This is a genomic window from Proteus sp. G4415, from assembly GCF_963896075.1.
GTDB classification, from domain to species: domain Bacteria; phylum Pseudomonadota; class Gammaproteobacteria; order Enterobacterales; family Enterobacteriaceae; genus Proteus; species Proteus mirabilis.
This window is the reverse complement of record NZ_CAWQOK010000040.1, coordinates 14,231-30,685: the sequence shown is the minus strand read 5'-3', so window position 1 is coordinate 30,685 and position 16,455 is coordinate 14,231. Positions and strand designations below refer to the sequence as shown.

Here is a 16,455-nt window from a genome sequence, read left to right as displayed (position 1 = left end):
GTTACCTTTTCGTTGCTGCATTAAACGCATTTTGTAAATCGTTGATGAGATCCAGACTATCCTCAATCCCCACGGAAATGCGCAATAAAGCGTTACTGATCCCAGCGGTTTTTCTCGCTTCTTCAGACATTCCTGCGTGTGTCATGGTCGCCGGATGACAAATTAATGTTTCTACACCACCTAAAGACTCTGCCAGTGTAAAGAGTGTTAAATGAGATAAAAAGGATTTAATTGCCTCAATACCCCCTTTTAACTCAAAACTTAACATCGCACCAAAACCTTGTTGCTGTTTTTTCGCTATCACGTGACCGACATGATGTTCTAGTGCTGGGTAATAAATTTTATCCACTAAGGGTTGTGTTTGTAGATAATCCACCAATGCTTGAGTATTTTCTTGTTGTAATCGAATTCGTGGTACTAAGGTTCTGATCCCTCGTAATAACAAATAACTATCAAACGCCCCAGCAGTAACACCAATATTATTTGCCCACCAGCTTAAATCCTCAAGCTGTTTCCTACACTGACTAATCACAACACCCGCGACAAGATCAGAATGCCCATTAAGATACTTAGTGCAAGAATGCACCACTAAATCAGCCCCTAAAGCCAATGGCTTTTGCAATACCGGGCTCATAAAGGTGTTATCCGCCACCACCAACGCCCCAACTTGGTGAGCTAATTGGCTTATTTTCTCAATATCAGTGATGCGCAATAGTGGATTACTAGGTGTTTCAATAAATACTATTTTTGGTGCTAATGCCAACGCCTGTTGTAACGCTTGCTCATCGTTTTGATCAACAAATACCACACGATAAGCACCACGTTGCTGCTGACTATTAAACAGACGATAACTGCCCCCATAACAATCATGGGGCGCCACAATGACATCACCCGGTTTTAAAAAAGTCGTACAAATTAAATGAATTGCTGACATCCCACTGCTAGTAACAACCGCTCCCACCCCACCTTCAAGCTCTGCTAATGCATTTTGCACCATATCGCGCGAGGGATTGCCCCGACGAGAGTAATCATGTTCACGAGGTTGATTAAATGCTAAGAAATTATAGGTGCTAGAAAGATAGATTGGCGGTACAACACAGCCATATTGCTTATCTTCATTAAGCCCATTGTGAATGGCAATGGTTGCGGTTTTCTTCGTCATACAGACACCTTGTTACAGCGCTAAGTGGAAAAGTCGCTTACAGCATATCCAATTAGACACCAAGACGTCAATACATCTAGACATCTAAACTCCTTTACGGATAGACCAACAAATGGAATAATATAAATATTAAGGATATCGCCAGGTAACTATTGCTTTTTCTCACACCTTTAGCCAGTAACAGTCGGTGGTTTTAGAAAAGTCATGATAAACTGGCATGGCTCGTCAGAATAGGGCATCAACCCTAAACTGGCTTCAACTAAATGATATTAATTAAGGTAATCCATGGCTGAATGGAACGGTGAATATATCAGCCCTTACGCTGAGCATGGTAAAAAAAGCGAACAAGTCAAAAAAATTACAGTTTCAATCCCATTGAAAGTGCTAAAAATTTTGACAGATGAGCGCACTCGTCGTCAGGTCAATAACCTAAAACATGCCACCAATAGTGAATTATTGTGTGAAGCATTTTTACACGCATTTACCGGACAGCCTCTCCCCAATGATGAAGACTTACGCAAAGAGCGTAACGATGAAATCCCTGAAGAGGCAAAAGAAATAATGCGCCAGCGGGGTGTTGATCCCGAGACTTGGGAATATTGATCAGAAATTATTTTTGATAGCAAAAATATAACCAGAAGCCCAAAGCCAACACTTTGGGCTTCAATTTATGCATTACTCTAGACGAGAGATACGCGAACTCGCTTCATCCAGATGATTGCGTAACGCGTTAAGGCAGGGAGAAAAATTGTCAGAAAGAGCATGACAATGAGTAAGCAAAGTATAAAACTGCTCTGCGAGTGCTAAACTCTCCCGCCAAATTTCACGGCTGATCCCATCAAGTAATGTCGCCGGTCGCAGTGTGTTGACTATTTCTCCTCCTACTTTAGGCGCAAATCCCATTGGTAGAATATCGTAAGCAGGCGCAAGCGCATATGGTCGGCCATGGCGACTAATAAACGATAAATTGCCATGGTGCATGTCAGTATTTCCAATCAACATACCAAATGCCCAACGTCGCATTGTACTTACCGAGGCATCAGGCTGAACCTGTTTTTGCTCAATTAACGCATCAACTAACACAGGCCATGGCTCTCTTGCTCGCCCGACAAACTGTGCATCTAATGCTTGTAAAGAAAAAAGTCCGACACGACCTAGAGCACCTACACGGTCAAAACGCGGTATTTCAAGAAAACGTTGCCCTTCAAAATCAAAAATTTCTGTTTCAACGCCTAGCACCTTTAAGGCAAGATGCTCAGCTTGCAGGAGATCACGCCAACGCTCGCTGATAGCATTATTGTCAGAAGCCGTAAATTTAACGATGACATGGCCTCTATCGGTATAGGTACAAAATTTGGGTTGTTCGCCACCTGCGGATGAGCCAGGATCTTCCCCTGAACTAACCGCTCGAGCTAATGTTGGGTAAGTTGTTGAACGAGCAACCACAGCAGGTATCGGCATCGCCAAAAAATGTTTTTTTGCCTGTTCCCCTATTAACAAATTTCCCACTGCATCATGACCGTGAGCAATTAAAGCTCTGATAATATCTGTGTCAGACCAACTGTCTGGATTATGTGGTAAACCCAACTCAGCGGAATAAGTCGCAGCATAAGCACGTCCAAGATACCCTTGTGGACGCATATCAAATAACCACCACGGCAATCCTTCGCTATACCGATTGACATTATCAACCTGCTCCATAACAAAACCGGCTGGATAAACTGGTGTCAATTTACCCAACAATTTAATTTTACCTTCTTCATTTATGCGATAAATGGGTACAGAGTTGAAGCCACGCGAACCATCACGTAAAGCATATTGAATAGAACGACCCGAGCCAATTTGAACAATATCATTAGACAACATTTTTAATGCCCTCGACAGGGTTGGCTGACTAATATTCATAATATTAGCTAGTTGCCTTGCTGGCTCAGGTCCATTACGTAGTATTTTTCGTATGACTTCTGCTCGTTGTGTCATGATATTAGCTACTTATAAATAGATTAATGAATAGATAAGTGAATAGATAAGTGAATAGATAACTTATCAGCTGTGATCTGTCTTGTCACTATTAAAAGCGCGAAAATTGGCGACGATATTACATAAAAAATGCATACAAAAGGGCGCTATCGCTTTGAGGTATATTCGATATGTTATTTTATCATTGGGAGGTCATGCTAGGTGATGAATAGAGATAGGGAAAGCTTACTATCAATAATAAAAGATCAAGCGGTTAAAGTGTGATACAAAGTGACCATAATTTGGACGATACACAATAACAAAAAGCCCAAAGCAAATACTTTGGGCTTTCTTCAATTCCGTTTTCCCTACACGTTTTCAGTGTTACCTGAAAAGTTGTGGTAACAAATATCTTATTTGCTGCCTGGGATTTTGAAACGTTTGTTGAACAGATCAACACGACCACCGGTTGCAACATCACGTTGTTTACCAGTATAGAATGGGTGGCATTTATCACAAACGTCCAGATTCAGGTTGTGGCCTGCTGTGGAGTTGATTTTCATAACGTTACCGCAAGAACAAGTTGCAGTAATTTCTTCGTATTTAGGATGAATATCTTTTTTCATGGAAAACCTCTGCTAAGGCCGTGTCGCTATTCAGCCCTCAGCCGAACACCACACGTCGTGTTGATTGAATTAAATTGTTTGGTATTTTATCTACCAAAGGGGGCGGATCATACAGAATATCCGCCAAACGCGCAATGAAATCTGCACACTTTTTGTGATATTCTTAATACTATCTTTTCGCTAAAACACTCGGAAACCCTGATATGACTATAGTTCAGGTAATATTACCTGTACCACTGTTTTCTTCCTTTGACTACCTGCTTCCAGAAGGTTGTGCCATGCCAACAATAGGTTGTCGCGTGGTCGTTCCCTTTGGCAAACAGCGTCGCTCTATCGGTATTGTTAAAGGTTTTAGTTCACACAGTGAGTTTCCCATTGAAAAACTGAAACCTATTGAAGAAGTACTTGATACAGAGACTCTGTTTCCGGGGATCTTATGGGATATGCTTAATTGGGCAAGTGCTTATTATCATTATCCTTTAGGTGAAGTTCTCTTTCATGCGATGCCAATTCTACTACGACAAGGGAAACCGGCTGAATTTACGCCCTTATGGCAATGGTATGCCACTCAAGAGGGAGAAGCGCTTGATCTTAACAGTCTAAAAAGCGCTAAAAAGCAACAACAAGCTTTAGCGGCACTACGCCGTACCCCTTTGTATCGCCACCAGTTAGATGAATATGAAATTACAACAGCGACACTAAATAACTTAAAAAAGAAAGCATTAGCGGATTTACGTCCTATTCAACCCGCCCCTATACAGTGGCAAAGCACTTTTGCCGTACAAGGCGAACGATTTAAACTTAATGCCGAACAGGCGGTTGCTGTTGGTGCTATCACGGCACAAGCAGACCAATTTTCGCCTTGGTTATTATTGGGGATCACCGGCTCTGGTAAAACAGAAGTGTATCTCAGTGTACTTGAAACTATTCTCGCTCAAGGTAAACAGGCACTGATCTTAGTCCCTGAAATAGGTTTGACCCCACAAACCATTCGCCGTTTTAAAGCACGTTTTAATGCCCCCGTCGATGTTCTTCACTCCGGACTCAACGATACGGAACGCCTTGCGGTATGGCTACGAGCGAAACGGGGAGATAATGCCATTATTATCGGTACGCGCTCGGCATTGCTCACCCCTTTTCAGCAATTAGGGATTATTATTATTGATGAAGAGCATGATGGCTCTTATAAGCAACAAGATGGCTGGCGTTACCATGCACGGGATTTAGCGGTCTTTCGCGCCAAGCAAGAAAATATTCCTATCGTGATGGGCACAGCCACCCCATCGATTGAAACCAGCTATAACGTTGCACAAAAAAAATATCAACAACTGACGTTAACGCAACGAGCGGGAAATGCTAAACCTGCCACAGAGCATTTAATCGACCTAAAAGGGCAACCGCTCACAACCGGACTCTCTCCAACGCTCATTAAAGCCATAAAAGAGCATCTTAATGCCGGTAACCAAGTGATGTTGTTTTTAAATCGCCGTGGCTTTGCGCCTGCGTTACTCTGCCATGAGTGTGGTTGGATTGCCGAATGCCCTCGCTGTGATCACTATTATACCTTACATCAAAAACACGGCATGCTACGTTGCCACCAGTGTGATAGCCAACGTCGTATTCCGTCACAATGTCCTCAATGTGGTTCAACTAATTTAATGCCAGTAGGATTGGGCACAGAACAACTTGAACAAGGCATTGGCGAGTTATTTCCTAATACCCCCATAACCCGTATTGATAAAGATACCACCAGTCGTAAAGGAGCATTAGAGCAACAACTAGAAGACATCTATCAAGGTGGATCACGTATTCTGATTGGCACACAGATGTTGGCTAAAGGTCACCACTTCCCAGACGTTACGCTGGTGGCGCTACTTGATGTTGATGGTGCTTTATTTTCTAGTGACTTTCGTGCTGCTGAACGTTTTGCTCAGCTTTATACTCAAGTATCAGGTCGTGCAGGAAGAGCTGGGAAACAAGGTGCCGTCTATTTACAAACTCACCAACCCGATCACCCGCTATTATTAACGCTGTTAGAAAAAGGCTATGATGCTTTTACTAAAGAGGCGTTACAAGAGCGGCAAGCAACCTTTTTACCCCCTTATTCCAGCCATATTATGATCCGCTCTGAAGATCATAATAACCAAAAAGCCCCCCAGTTTTTACGCCAGCTTAAACAGTTCTTCGAGCAACACCCAATGAGGGATAGTCATTTATGGGTGATGGGCCCCATTCCGGCCATTCAGGCAAAACGAGGGGGAAATTTCCGTTGGCAACTATTATTGCAACATCCTTCAAGGGGTTATTTACAAAAGTTAATGTCTGTTACTTATCCTCAGATAGTGGCGCTTCCTGAGAGTAAAAAAGTGAAATGGAATATTGATGTTGATCCAACAGATTGCTGAGCCTACTGATTTTTAGCGCACTTATAATTCAAAACTATTTATCAATTTTGCGAACTACCTCATAAAAACGATTGGTATCACACTTTTTATGCAAACTAGGTAACAGTATCTATTCAAAAAGTGGGTAAAATAACAATTTAGAATATTTCTTGAATTAAAAAACCGTCGCATCTTTGTATTTTGGACAACGACGGTTTTTTTGCAACAAAAAAGCAATCGTTTAACCAAACCATCAGTACGGAGGTATGGGGTTTGCAACAGAATAATAAAGAGAGCGCACAAGCAACAATGAAAGATGTTGCTTTTGCTGCTGGCGTGTCAACAGCCACGGTGTCACGCACATTAATGAATCCAGAAAAAGTATCCTCACAAACCCGTCAAAAAGTTGAGCAAGCTGTTCTTGACGTGGGTTATTACCCACATAATTTGTCAAAAAACCTGAAACGTAACGAGTCAAAAACGATCCTCGTGATCGTCCCTAACATCAGTGATCCCTTTTTTACAGATGTTGTATGTGGCATTGAAGAAACCGCAGCTCAACACGGCTATCTTGTGTTAATTGGTGACTGTAAACACCAACAAAAACATGAAAATGCCTTTATTAATTTAATTATTACTAAGCAGATTGACGGCATGTTACTGCTTGGCTCTCATATCCCTTTTGATGTTTCTAAAGAAGAGCAAAAAAATCTTCCTCCTATGATCATGGCAAATGAATTTGCGCCAGAGCTTGAATTGCCAACCGTTCATATTGATAATTTGACTGCTTCTTTTAGAGCCACCCACTATCTACAACAGATGGGACATAAGCGTATTGCCTGTATTACTGGCCCTGAAGATATGCCACTATGTCGTTATCGCTTACAAGGTTATATTCAAGCTATGCGTAGAACCGGTGTCCCTCTACGCGAAGATTATATTATTAGAGGTGATTTTACCCACGAAAGCGGTACAGAAAGTCTGAAAAAGTTAATTTCGTTACCTGAACCACCGACAGCGGTATTCTGTCATAGCGATATTATGGCGATTGGTGTGATGTGGCAGGCTAAAAAACTTGGCTTACAATTACCTGACGATCTCTCTGTGATTGGCTTCGATAACCTTGATATTACGCGCTATAGCGAGCCTGCATTAACCACCATGGAACAGCCACGTTACCAAATTGGTCGTCAATCCATGTTGTTACTGCTTGATCAGTTACAAGGTAGACCTGTTGCACCCGGCTCTCGCCTATTAGATTGTGAGTTAATAGTAAGAGAAAGTGTCTGTCGGCTTAAAAGCTAGGCAAAAGACACTATGTTAAGTAACATATCGGTTGTGATACCTATTCATTTAATTATCAGCGAATCGAACTGTGGCACAACGAGACTATGTGGGACGAGGACAGTCATCTGCTCGTCGTAAAAAGACAACGAAAGGCAAAGGTAAAAAGGCGGCCAGTGGGTTGCCTTTAACCACACTTATTGTAGCAATTGCGCTTGTGGCGCTATTTGTTGGCGGCCTCTATTTTATTACCCATAATAAAAAAGAGGTTGTCGAACCAACGTCATCAAGTGCAGGGCAACAACCAACTAACAACTTACCACCTAAACCGCAAGAGCGTTGGCAATATATCAAAGAGCTTGAGAATCGACAGGTGGGGAACCCATTACAGCCACCAGCGACCTCTTCAGGGAGCCAGATTAATCCGAAAGCGACACTTTCACCGGAGCAATTACGTTTTTTACAACAAATTGAAGCGGATAAACGTCAACCGGCGGTAGAGTTACCAGAAGTGCCTTATAACGGTGAAGTACCACGTTCACAGGTTGTCATTACCCCACCGACAACCACCGCACCTTCGGTACAACCTTCGCAACCTTCAGCACCGGTAAAACAGGAGCCTGCACCTGCGATAACAACACCAAAACCTGCGACGACTGAAGCGCGCTTTTTAGTCCAATGCGGTTCATTTAAAACCAATGAACAAGCCGAATCTGTACGCGCAACCTTAGCATTTTCCGGTATCGAAAGCCGTGTGACCAAAGGAAATGACGGTTGGATCCGCGTTTTATCTGGCCCATTTAATAAAGAGCAAGCCAATACGCTAAGCCGTCAAGCTGCAGGCGCAGGTGTATCAGGTTGTATTCTTCGTACTGCGGGGGGTTGAAAAATAAAATTTCTCCCCCACCTATAAATCTAATTCACATAATGGGCTGTGTTTTTTCTGATATTAAAGCACAACCCACTTCTTTTTATTGATAAACCAGGGGCTGACTCATGACTACAATCGTAAGTGTTCGCCGTAATGGCCAAGTCGTAATCGGTGGTGATGGACAGGCGACGATGGGTAATACCGTCATGAAAGGCAATGTTCGCAAAGTACGCCGTCTTTATAACGACAAAGTGATTGCGGGATTTGCCGGCGGCACTGCTGATGCTTTCACGCTTTTTGAACTTTTTGAGCGTAAATTAGAGCTCCATCAAGGCCATTTAACTAAAGCCGCTGTTGAACTTGCGAAAGATTGGCGTACAGACAGAATGTTACGCAAACTAGAAGCATTACTGGCTGTGGCAGACGAAACAACATCTTTGATTATCACCGGTAACGGTGATGTTGTGCAGCCAGAAAACGATCTGATTGCTATTGGTTCTGGTGGCCCTTATGCACAAGCAGCGGCGAGAGCGATGTTAGAAAACACCGATCTAAGTGCACGCGAAATTGCGGAAAAAGCACTGAATATTGCCGGTGATATCTGCATCTACACCAACCATAATGTCAACTTTGAAGAAATCTCTTCAAAAGAGTAAGGATTTGAGAGCATGTCCGAAATGACTCCTCGCGAAATTGCCAGCGAACTCGACAGATTTATTATTGGTCAAGATAAGGCCAAACGTGCGGTTGCTATTGCACTGCGTAACCGCTGGCGTCGCATGCAGCTTGATGAAGCGCTGCGTCATGAAGTAACCCCAAAAAATATTTTGATGATTGGACCTACAGGGGTAGGTAAAACTGAAATTGCACGTCGCTTAGCAAAATTAGCCAATGCACCTTTTATCAAAGTCGAAGCCACAAAATTCACTGAAGTGGGTTATGTAGGTAAAGAAGTCGATTCTATTATCCGCGATTTAACTGATTCTGCTGTTAAAATGGTACGTAGCCAAGCGATTGAAAAAAATCGTTACCGTGCTGAAGAAATGGCAGAAGAGCGTATTCTTGATGTACTGATCCCACCAGCAAAAAATAACTGGGGAGTCACAGAATCGGCATCATCCTCAGAGCCTTCAGCAGCGCGCCAAGCGTTCCGTAAGAAACTCCGTGAAGGCCAATTAGACGACAAAGAGATTGAAATTGAATTAGCGGCTACCCCAATGGGTGTTGAAATTATGGCACCTCCAGGTATGGAAGAGATGACTAATCAATTACAATCCATGTTCCAAAATTTAGCGGGACAAAAGCAAAAAGCGCGTAAGATGAAAATCAAAGAAGCGTTTAAACTGATTGTCGAAGAAGAAGCCGCTAAACTGGTTAATCCTGAAGAGTTAAAACAACAAGCCATCGATGCAGTTGAGCAACATGGTATCGTGTTTATTGATGAAGTAGATAAAATCTGTAAACGTGGTGGTCAAAGCTCTGGCCCTGATGTTTCTCGTGAAGGTGTACAACGTGACCTATTACCACTGGTAGAAGGTTGCACCGTATCCACTAAGCACGGTATGGTGAAAACAGATCATATTCTGTTTATTGCCTCAGGCGCATTCCAAGTCTCTAGTCCTTCAGACTTAATTCCTGAGTTACAAGGCCGTCTGCCTATTCGTGTTGAACTACAAGCGCTGACTGCAGAAGATTTTGAGCGTATCCTTACTGAGCCAAATGCATCATTAACAAAACAGTATCAAGCATTAATGGCTACCGAAGGGGTAAGCATTAACTTTAGCCAAGACGGTATTCGCAAAATTGCCGAATCTGCATGGCGTGTAAATGAAACCACTGAAAACATCGGTGCACGTCGTCTACATACGGTATTAGAGCGTTTAATGGAAGAAATTTCCTATGATGCGAGTGAACGTCAAGGCGAAACTATTCTTATTGATGCAGAATATGTGAAACAGCATCTGGATGAGCTTGTAGCAGATGAAGATCTGAGTCGATTTATTTTATAATCAACTTATGCGATCCTTAATCAGCAATATTAACGTGGGAGGCTTGCCTCCCATTCTTATTTTTATAATAACAACGAACATGAGTATTGAATTTCAGCATGAGCGCTCAACATTCCATTAGCCGGACACAAGCCTGGCTTGAAAGTTTACGACCCAAAACCCTACCTTTAGGGTTAATTGCTATTGTGACAGGCTCCGCCTTAGCGTATTGGACGGGTCATTTTGAGCTACCTATTGCATTACTGGCGATTTTAACTGCTGGCACACTACAAATTCTCTCTAACTTAGCGAATGACTATGGTGATGCCGTTAAAGGGACAGATACTGAAGAGCGATTAGGGCCACTGCGTGGAATGCAAAAAGGGGTTATCACCCCTGCTCAAATGAAAAAAGCCTTAATTATCAATGTAATTATCTCCTGTATTTCAGGTATCGCCTTGATAATTGTCGCCTGTAAAAAACCCGAAGATGCTATTGGCTTTTTAGTGATGGGCTTATTGGCTATCGTGGCTGCCATTACCTATACCGTAGGGAAACGCCCTTATGGCTATATGGGATTGGGCGATATTTCGGTATTAATTTTCTTTGGCTGGCTAAGTGTGATTGGCACTTATTATTTGCAAGCTAATGCTTTTAATATTGTGACACTACTGCCTGCCACCGCCTGCGGACTGCTCTCGGTCGCAGTACTTAACATTAACAATATGCGTGATCTTGAAAACGACATTCAAGCCGGTAAAAATACCTTGGCGGTGCGTTTGGGGGCTTCTGGCTCACGGATTTACCACACCTGCGTGATTGCCATAGCCATTATCTGTTTGATTGTGTTCACCCTGATTTATATGCACCGTTGGACGGCGTGGCTATTTTTATTAGCCGTTCCCATGCTATTACTGCATATTAAACGCGTTAATGCCGATCTTAGTGGCGAAGCCATGCGACCACTGCTTGAACATATGGTCAAAGCGGCGCTGTTAACCAATATTCTTTTTTCTTTAGGTTTAGTTTTAGAGTAATTTACCGCTATTGTTGATTTGACTCACTGAATTGTCAGTGAGTCTTTTGCCAACACCCCCTGTTAAGGGATATACTGGACTTTCCTGAGGCAACCTGACGTAAATCCTATGAAATATGATACTTCTGAACTCTGTGATATCTATCAAGAAGATATCAATGTCGTAGAACCGCTTTTCTCAAACTTTGGTGGTCGTAGCTCCTTTGGTGGACAAATTACCACTGTCAAATGTTTTGAAGATAATGGTCTGCTTTATGACTTACTAGAAGAAAACGGTAAAGATCGTATTCTATTAGTTGATGGCGGTGGCTCTGTCCGCAAAGCGCTAGTCGACGCTGAATTGGCGCAACTGGCGGTACTCAACGAATGGGAAGGTATTGTTGTTTATGGTGCAGTACGCCAAGTGGACGCTTTATCTGAGCTTGATTTAGGCATTCAAGCGATGGCTGCCATTCCTGCAGGTTGCCCAAGTGAAGGCATCGGCGACAGTGATATCCGCGTAAACTTTGGTGGTGTTACTTTCTTCTCCGGTGATTATCTTTATGCTGATAATACTGGCATTATCTTATCTGAAGAGCCTTTAGGCTTAGATGATGACGATTTAGATGATGATTTATTAGAAGAATAATAGACCATTCTCTTATTAACAAAGATAACGCATAAAGCGACAAAAGCCACTTTATCAGTGGCTTTGTTTTTAACTGGTGAAAACGGTGGACGATTATTGTACGTCTTCCATTTTTCCTAGCAGAGCACGTAAACGCTCTTGCCAGCTTGATTGCTCTTGTTTCAGCTCTTCGTTTTCACGAACCAAAGCTTCTCTTGATTCTCTTGCGCCCTGCACTTCTTGATTCAGTGCATCATTTTTCTCTTTTAGCTCTTCAATTTCCATCTGTAATAATGTGATGGTATCTAGTGCTTGTTGTACTTTTGACTCTAATTTTTCAAAAACTTCAAATGACATACTGTAATCCCCCATATAATCGATACTCCCGATTGTAAGTAGCCTATCAACAACTGTCTAGCATCTTCCGTGGAATTACCTGCTTTTTTCAATTTAACAAAAATACTGGTCTGATCACACTCCTAGTGTTGTACAAGTCACTATTTAAGAGCGTTTTCACTCATTTTCATGATGGGACACACAAAATTCAATTTCGCTTATTCTCGTTTACGCTCATTAACGATAAATTTACAGTTATCTTTTCAATACGAAAAGAATACTAACAATTAAAATCACCCTCTTTCAGGATAGAATATATGAGCCAGACGAAAACCTCTCTTATGGGTCAATGCATTTCCGAGTTTATCGGTACTGCATTGCTAGTCTTCTTTGGTCTTGGTTGTGTTGCAGCAGCACGTATCGCAGGCGCTCAACTCGGTCTTTGGGAGATAAGTATTATCTGGGGCTTAGGTGTTGCCTTAGCCGTTTACCTTACTGCGGGTACCTCTGGTGCTCACCTCAACCCGGCGGTCACAGTCGCATTCTGGTTGTTTGCGTGCTTTGAACGTAAAAAAGTTATCCCTTATATTGTTGCACAAATGTTAGGTGGTTTTTTTGCCGCCGCTGTTGTGTACTTTATGTATTACAATTTATTTATCGACTACGAACAGGTCAACGGAATTGTACGAGGATCACAAGAAAGCCTCTTTACTGCAGGCGTCTTCTCTACTTACCCTGCAGCCCAAATCTCTGTGATCCACGCATTTTTTATCGAAGTAATTATTGCCGTTATTCTCGTTGGCTTAATTTTAGCCTTAACAGATGATGGTAACGGTGTACCTCGTGGGCCTTTAGCACCATTACTTATCGGTATTCTGATTGCGGTTATCGGTGGTGCATTTGGTCCATTAACTGGATTCGCCTTAAACCCTGCCCGTGATTTTGGGCCAAAATTAGTCGCATTCTTTGCCGGATGGGGTGATATTGCTTTAACAGGTGGACGCGATATTCCTTATTTCTTAGTCCCACTCATTGCTCCAATGATTGGGGGTATTTTAGGCGCACTTGCTTATCGTAAACTTATTGGCCGTCACTTACCTTGTGATACCTGCAAAATTGAAAACGACAAATAACGATGCAAGCAATATCGTTGATTATGAAAACAGGTTACTAACATGACAACAGAAACAAACAAATCGAATAGTGAAAAAAAATATATCGTTGCTCTGGATCAGGGAACAACCAGTTCACGCGCTGTCGTAATCGATCATGACGCCAACATTGTTAGCATCTCACAACGCGAATTTACCCAAATTTATCCTAAGCCCGGCTGGGTTGAGCACGATCCAATGGAAATCTGGGCAACTCAAAGCGCAACGCTAATTGAAGTATTGGCCAAAGAAGACATCCCTTCTGATCATGTTGCCGGTATCGGTATTACCAACCAACGTGAAACGACTATCGTCTGGGAAAAAGAGACCGGTAAACCTATCTATAATGCTATCGTGTGGCAATGTCGCCGTACTGCAGACTTTTGTACTCGCTTAAAAGATCAAGAAGGGGTTGAAGAGTACATTCGTCAAAATACTGGGCTTATGGTTGACCCCTATTTTTCAGGCACCAAATTAAAATGGATCCTCGATAATGTTGAAGGCGCTCGTGAACGAGCAGAAAAAGGAGAGTTACTCTTTGGTACCGTTGATACTTGGTTAGTCTGGAAAATGACACAAGGTCGTGTTCACGTAACAGATTATACCAACGCTTCACGTACTATGTTGTTTAATATTCACTCTTTAGATTGGGATCAAAAAATCCTCGATCTGCTGAATATTCCCCGCAATATGCTACCTAAAGTGGTGCCTTCTTCTGAAGTTTATGGTCAAACCAACATTGGTGGTAAAGGTGGTACACGTATTCCTATCGCCGGTATGGCTGGTGACCAACAAGCGGCACTCTATGGTCAGCTCTGTGTACAAAGCGGTATGGCAAAAAACACCTACGGAACAGGCTGCTTCTTGCTGATGAATACAGGTAAAGAAGCCGTGCGCTCTAACCACGGTCTATTAACCACTATCTGCTGTGGCCCACGTGGTGAAGTAAACTATGCCTTAGAAGGTGCGGTCTTCGTCGGTGGTGCTTCCATTCAGTGGCTACGTGATGAGCTAAAATTAATTGATGAAGCAACTGACTCAGAATACTTTGCCACTAAAGTTAATGACACCAACGGTGTTTATGTCGTACCTGCATTTACTGGCTTAGGTGCACCTTATTGGGATCCGTATGCCCGTGGCGCTATCTTCGGTTTAACCCGTGGCGCTAACCGTAATCATATTATTCGAGCTACTTTAGAATCTATCGCTTATCAAACCCGCGATGTCCTTGATGCGATGCAAGCAGACTCCGGAGCACGCTTACAAGCACTACGTGTAGATGGTGGTGCCGTTGCCAATAACTTCTTAATGCAGTTCCAATCTGACATCTTAGGTACCCGTGTTGAACGTCCTGTGGTACGTGAAAGTACTGCGTTAGGGGCTGCGTTCCTTGCAGGCCTTGCGGTAGGTTTCTGGTCTGATCTGGAAGAGGTAAAAAATAAAGCCGAGATTGATAAAGAATTCCGCCCAGGTATTGAAACCACAGAGCGTAATTATCGTTATAACGGCTGGAAAAAAGCGGTTGCCCGTGCACAAGAATGGGAAGATCGCGGTTAATCGCTAATCCCCCCTATGAGAGAGAAGTCGCCTAGGCGACATAAAACAAATGCCGATAGTAGGTATTACACTATCGGCATTTTTATTGGCGAAAACTTAAAGGCAGTCATTAAACCGTATTCTGCTGATGACTAAAACGGTGTGATAACGGGATCCAACACAACATAATAGCCACTGACATAATAAACATAATCATTCCTAAGCTAAATTGATTATGTTGTGGCAATAGTGCAGAGAACCAGGTTGCTATCCCTGAGCCAACATTTTGCAATCCGCCCACCAACGCACCAGCCGCTCCGGCTAAATAAGGGAATGGCTCCATCGCCCCTGTCGTTGCCAGCGGAAATAGCATCCCAGCGCCAAAGAAAAACAGGGCAGCGGGCACCAGTAAAGTCCAAATATTAATAATATTCAGCCAGCCGGGAAGCCACATTAAAATACCTGCCGCTACACAGCAAAATACGGAGTGCCACATCAATTGCACAAAGGTTTTACCTTCACGCCCTGCGTACCACGCACCAAAGAAGGCCGCGGGAATAGGTAAAATAAATAGAATACTGATAGTAATACTATTTAAACCCAACACGCCTCCCATCAACACACCGCTGGAAGCTTCAAATACGGCAATACCTGATAATGCACAAATCAACATGATCAAAAAGGCACTAAAAGTACTGTTGGACAGCAATAAATAAAAAGATGACAACATACTGCGTCTTTCAGCCTGTACAGGTCGGGTTTCTGGCATCCAGTGATACATACTAAAGAGTACACTTCCTCCTAATAATAATAGGAAGATATAACAGGCATGCCAGCCAAAGAAGTGCGCCACCACCCCACCGATCATCGGCGCTAAGAGTGGGCTGACTAACACCCCCATATTTAATAAGCTATTTGCATAGCGTAACGCAGTACCGGTATAGAGATCACGAGGCTGAGTACGGGTCATTACCCCTGCTACCCCAGTCCCCATTCCTTGTAAGGTACTGGCGATCACTAAGGTAGTTAAGTTCTGTGAAAAAATAGCCACGATCGTCGCTAAACAGAAAATACTCATCCCCACTAAAATAACCGGACGACGCCCTACTCGGTCAGAAATAGGGCCATAAATTAATTGTGAAAAACCATAAGAAAACAGATATGCGCCCATTACTTGCTGTACAGCACCTGTTGGCTCACCAAAATAGACAGCCATATCAGCAATCACAGGAACATAAATCGTCTGTGTCATTTGACCGACAGCAACCAGTGCAATAATCAGTAATAACAGATTTGCATGTTCTAACTTTCTCATTTCTTTTCTTTGCTCAGAAATTAAAAATTAACCGATTAACGGACAGGAAAGTGCTACAGAGCTTTGATAAAATAAACTCTGCAAAATGCACTTGCGCTAAATAATGAGACTAAGGTAACAAATCTAGCAAAATTTGCGAAGTAGTCAGCCATTTTTATTTCGTCAACGATGTCAGTGAAAAACACCATCGTTGTCAATAT

Annotated in this window: 15 protein-coding genes; 10 read left to right on the top strand and 5 right to left on the bottom strand. The window is 42.7% G+C overall.

Annotated features, from left to right (window positions below; genetic code table 11):
- Position 1: 1 nt before the first annotated feature.
- Positions 2–1,162 (bottom strand): cystathionine gamma-synthase, encoded by a 1,161-nt coding sequence (metB, locus tag AACU95_RS03840; protein WP_004249895.1) that lies wholly within the window; start codon positions 1,160–1,162, stop codon positions 2–4.
- Between the two features lie 285 nt (positions 1,163–1,447).
- Here metB and metJ point away from each other — a divergent pair, with 285 nt between their 5' ends.
- A complete protein-coding gene (gene metJ, locus AACU95_RS03835) occupies positions 1,448–1,765 on the top strand; it encodes a met regulon transcriptional regulator MetJ (protein WP_004246409.1) in 318 nt (105 codons plus the stop codon).
- Positions 1,766–1,837: 72 nt separating this feature from the next.
- Here metJ and yjjJ read toward each other — a convergent pair whose 3' ends face one another.
- Both yjjJ and rpmE read right to left on the bottom strand, forming a co-directional pair.
- Positions 1,838–3,142, bottom strand: a complete 1,305-nt coding sequence (yjjJ, locus tag AACU95_RS03830; protein ID WP_049217762.1) for a type II toxin-antitoxin system HipA family toxin YjjJ — start codon at positions 3,140–3,142, stop codon at positions 1,838–1,840.
- A gap of 392 nt (positions 3,143–3,534) precedes the next feature.
- Positions 3,535–3,747, bottom strand: a complete 213-nt coding sequence (gene rpmE / locus AACU95_RS03825; protein ID WP_004246411.1) for a 50S ribosomal protein L31 — start codon at positions 3,745–3,747, stop codon at positions 3,535–3,537.
- A gap of 203 nt (positions 3,748–3,950) precedes the next feature.
- Between rpmE and priA the strand changes: the two genes are divergently transcribed.
- The 7 genes from priA (at position 3,951) to rraA (ending at position 11,938) form a co-directional block, all read left to right on the top strand.
- Complete coding sequence (priA, locus tag AACU95_RS03820) at positions 3,951–6,152, top strand: primosomal protein N' (protein ID WP_141191960.1); 2,202 nt, start codon at positions 3,951–3,953, stop codon at positions 6,150–6,152.
- Positions 6,153–6,404: 252 nt separating this feature from the next.
- Entirely contained in the window at positions 6,405–7,436 is a 1,032-nt protein-coding gene (gene cytR, locus AACU95_RS03815) for a DNA-binding transcriptional regulator CytR (protein ID WP_141191959.1), read from the top strand.
- Between the two features lie 70 nt (positions 7,437–7,506).
- A complete protein-coding gene (ftsN, locus tag AACU95_RS03810) occupies positions 7,507–8,301 on the top strand; it encodes a cell division protein FtsN (RefSeq protein ID WP_004246415.1) in 795 nt (264 codons plus the stop codon).
- A 110-nt stretch (positions 8,302–8,411) separates the two neighbouring features.
- On the top strand, positions 8,412–8,942 hold the full coding sequence (gene hslV, locus AACU95_RS03805) for an ATP-dependent protease subunit HslV (RefSeq protein WP_004246416.1): 531 nt from the start codon (positions 8,412–8,414) through the stop codon (positions 8,940–8,942).
- Between the two features lie 12 nt (positions 8,943–8,954).
- Positions 8,955–10,295, top strand: coding sequence for an HslU--HslV peptidase ATPase subunit (gene hslU / locus AACU95_RS03800; protein WP_004246417.1), 1,341 nt, complete (start codon positions 8,955–8,957; stop codon positions 10,293–10,295).
- A 98-nt stretch (positions 10,296–10,393) separates the two neighbouring features.
- A complete protein-coding gene (locus AACU95_RS03795; RefSeq protein WP_004249712.1) occupies positions 10,394–11,311 on the top strand; it encodes a 1,4-dihydroxy-2-naphthoate polyprenyltransferase in 918 nt (305 codons plus the stop codon).
- Between the two features lie 108 nt (positions 11,312–11,419).
- Complete coding sequence (gene rraA, locus AACU95_RS03790; RefSeq protein ID WP_004246419.1) at positions 11,420–11,938, top strand: ribonuclease E activity regulator RraA; 519 nt, start codon at positions 11,420–11,422, stop codon at positions 11,936–11,938.
- A 93-nt stretch (positions 11,939–12,031) separates the two neighbouring features.
- Here rraA and zapB read toward each other — a convergent pair whose 3' ends face one another.
- Positions 12,032–12,274 (bottom strand): cell division protein ZapB, encoded by a 243-nt coding sequence (gene zapB, locus AACU95_RS03785; protein ID WP_012368679.1) that lies wholly within the window; start codon positions 12,272–12,274, stop codon positions 12,032–12,034.
- Between the two features lie 296 nt (positions 12,275–12,570).
- On the opposite strand from zapB, the gene AACU95_RS03780 reads away from it, so the two are divergent.
- Together AACU95_RS03780 and glpK are read left to right on the top strand one after the other, a co-directional pair.
- A complete protein-coding gene (locus tag AACU95_RS03780) occupies positions 12,571–13,386 on the top strand; it encodes an MIP/aquaporin family protein (RefSeq protein WP_004246421.1) in 816 nt (271 codons plus the stop codon).
- Positions 13,387–13,428: 42 nt separating this feature from the next.
- A complete protein-coding gene (glpK, locus tag AACU95_RS03775; RefSeq protein WP_004246422.1) occupies positions 13,429–14,961 on the top strand; it encodes a glycerol kinase GlpK in 1,533 nt (510 codons plus the stop codon).
- Between the two features lie 109 nt (positions 14,962–15,070).
- Here the strand turns inward: glpK and emrD are convergent, their stop codons facing one another.
- The gene (gene emrD, locus AACU95_RS03770) at positions 15,071–16,255 is read right to left on the bottom strand and encodes a multidrug efflux MFS transporter EmrD (protein ID WP_004246423.1); all 1,185 of its coding nucleotides are present in this window, start codon (positions 16,253–16,255) and stop codon (positions 15,071–15,073) included.
- Positions 16,256–16,455: the final 200 nt, after the last annotated feature.

Excerpts from the sequence above, each read along its gene's own strand:
- metB (WP_004249895.1), bottom strand. The coding sequence starts at position 1,162 with ATGACGAAGAAAACCGCAACCATTGCCATTCACAATGGGCTTAATGAA.
- metJ (WP_004246409.1), top strand. The coding sequence starts at position 1,448 with ATGGCTGAATGGAACGGTGAATATATCAGCCCTTACGCTGAGCATGGT.
- yjjJ (WP_049217762.1), bottom strand. The coding sequence starts at position 3,142 with ATGACACAACGAGCAGAAGTCATACGAAAAATACTACGTAATGGACCT.
- rpmE (WP_004246411.1), bottom strand. The coding sequence starts at position 3,747 with ATGAAAAAAGATATTCATCCTAAATACGAAGAAATTACTGCAACTTGT.
- priA (WP_141191960.1), top strand. The coding sequence starts at position 3,951 with ATGACTATAGTTCAGGTAATATTACCTGTACCACTGTTTTCTTCCTTT.
- hslV (WP_004246416.1), top strand. The coding sequence starts at position 8,412 with ATGACTACAATCGTAAGTGTTCGCCGTAATGGCCAAGTCGTAATCGGT.
- hslU (WP_004246417.1), top strand. The coding sequence starts at position 8,955 with ATGTCCGAAATGACTCCTCGCGAAATTGCCAGCGAACTCGACAGATTT.
- AACU95_RS03795 (WP_004249712.1), top strand. The coding sequence starts at position 10,394 with ATGAGCGCTCAACATTCCATTAGCCGGACACAAGCCTGGCTTGAAAGT.
- rraA (WP_004246419.1), top strand. The coding sequence starts at position 11,420 with ATGAAATATGATACTTCTGAACTCTGTGATATCTATCAAGAAGATATC.
- zapB (WP_012368679.1), bottom strand. The coding sequence starts at position 12,274 with ATGTCATTTGAAGTTTTTGAAAAATTAGAGTCAAAAGTACAACAAGCA.
- AACU95_RS03780 (WP_004246421.1), top strand. The coding sequence starts at position 12,571 with ATGAGCCAGACGAAAACCTCTCTTATGGGTCAATGCATTTCCGAGTTT.
- glpK (WP_004246422.1), top strand. The coding sequence starts at position 13,429 with ATGACAACAGAAACAAACAAATCGAATAGTGAAAAAAAATATATCGTT.
- emrD (WP_004246423.1), bottom strand. The coding sequence starts at position 16,255 with ATGAGAAAGTTAGAACATGCAAATCTGTTATTACTGATTATTGCACTG.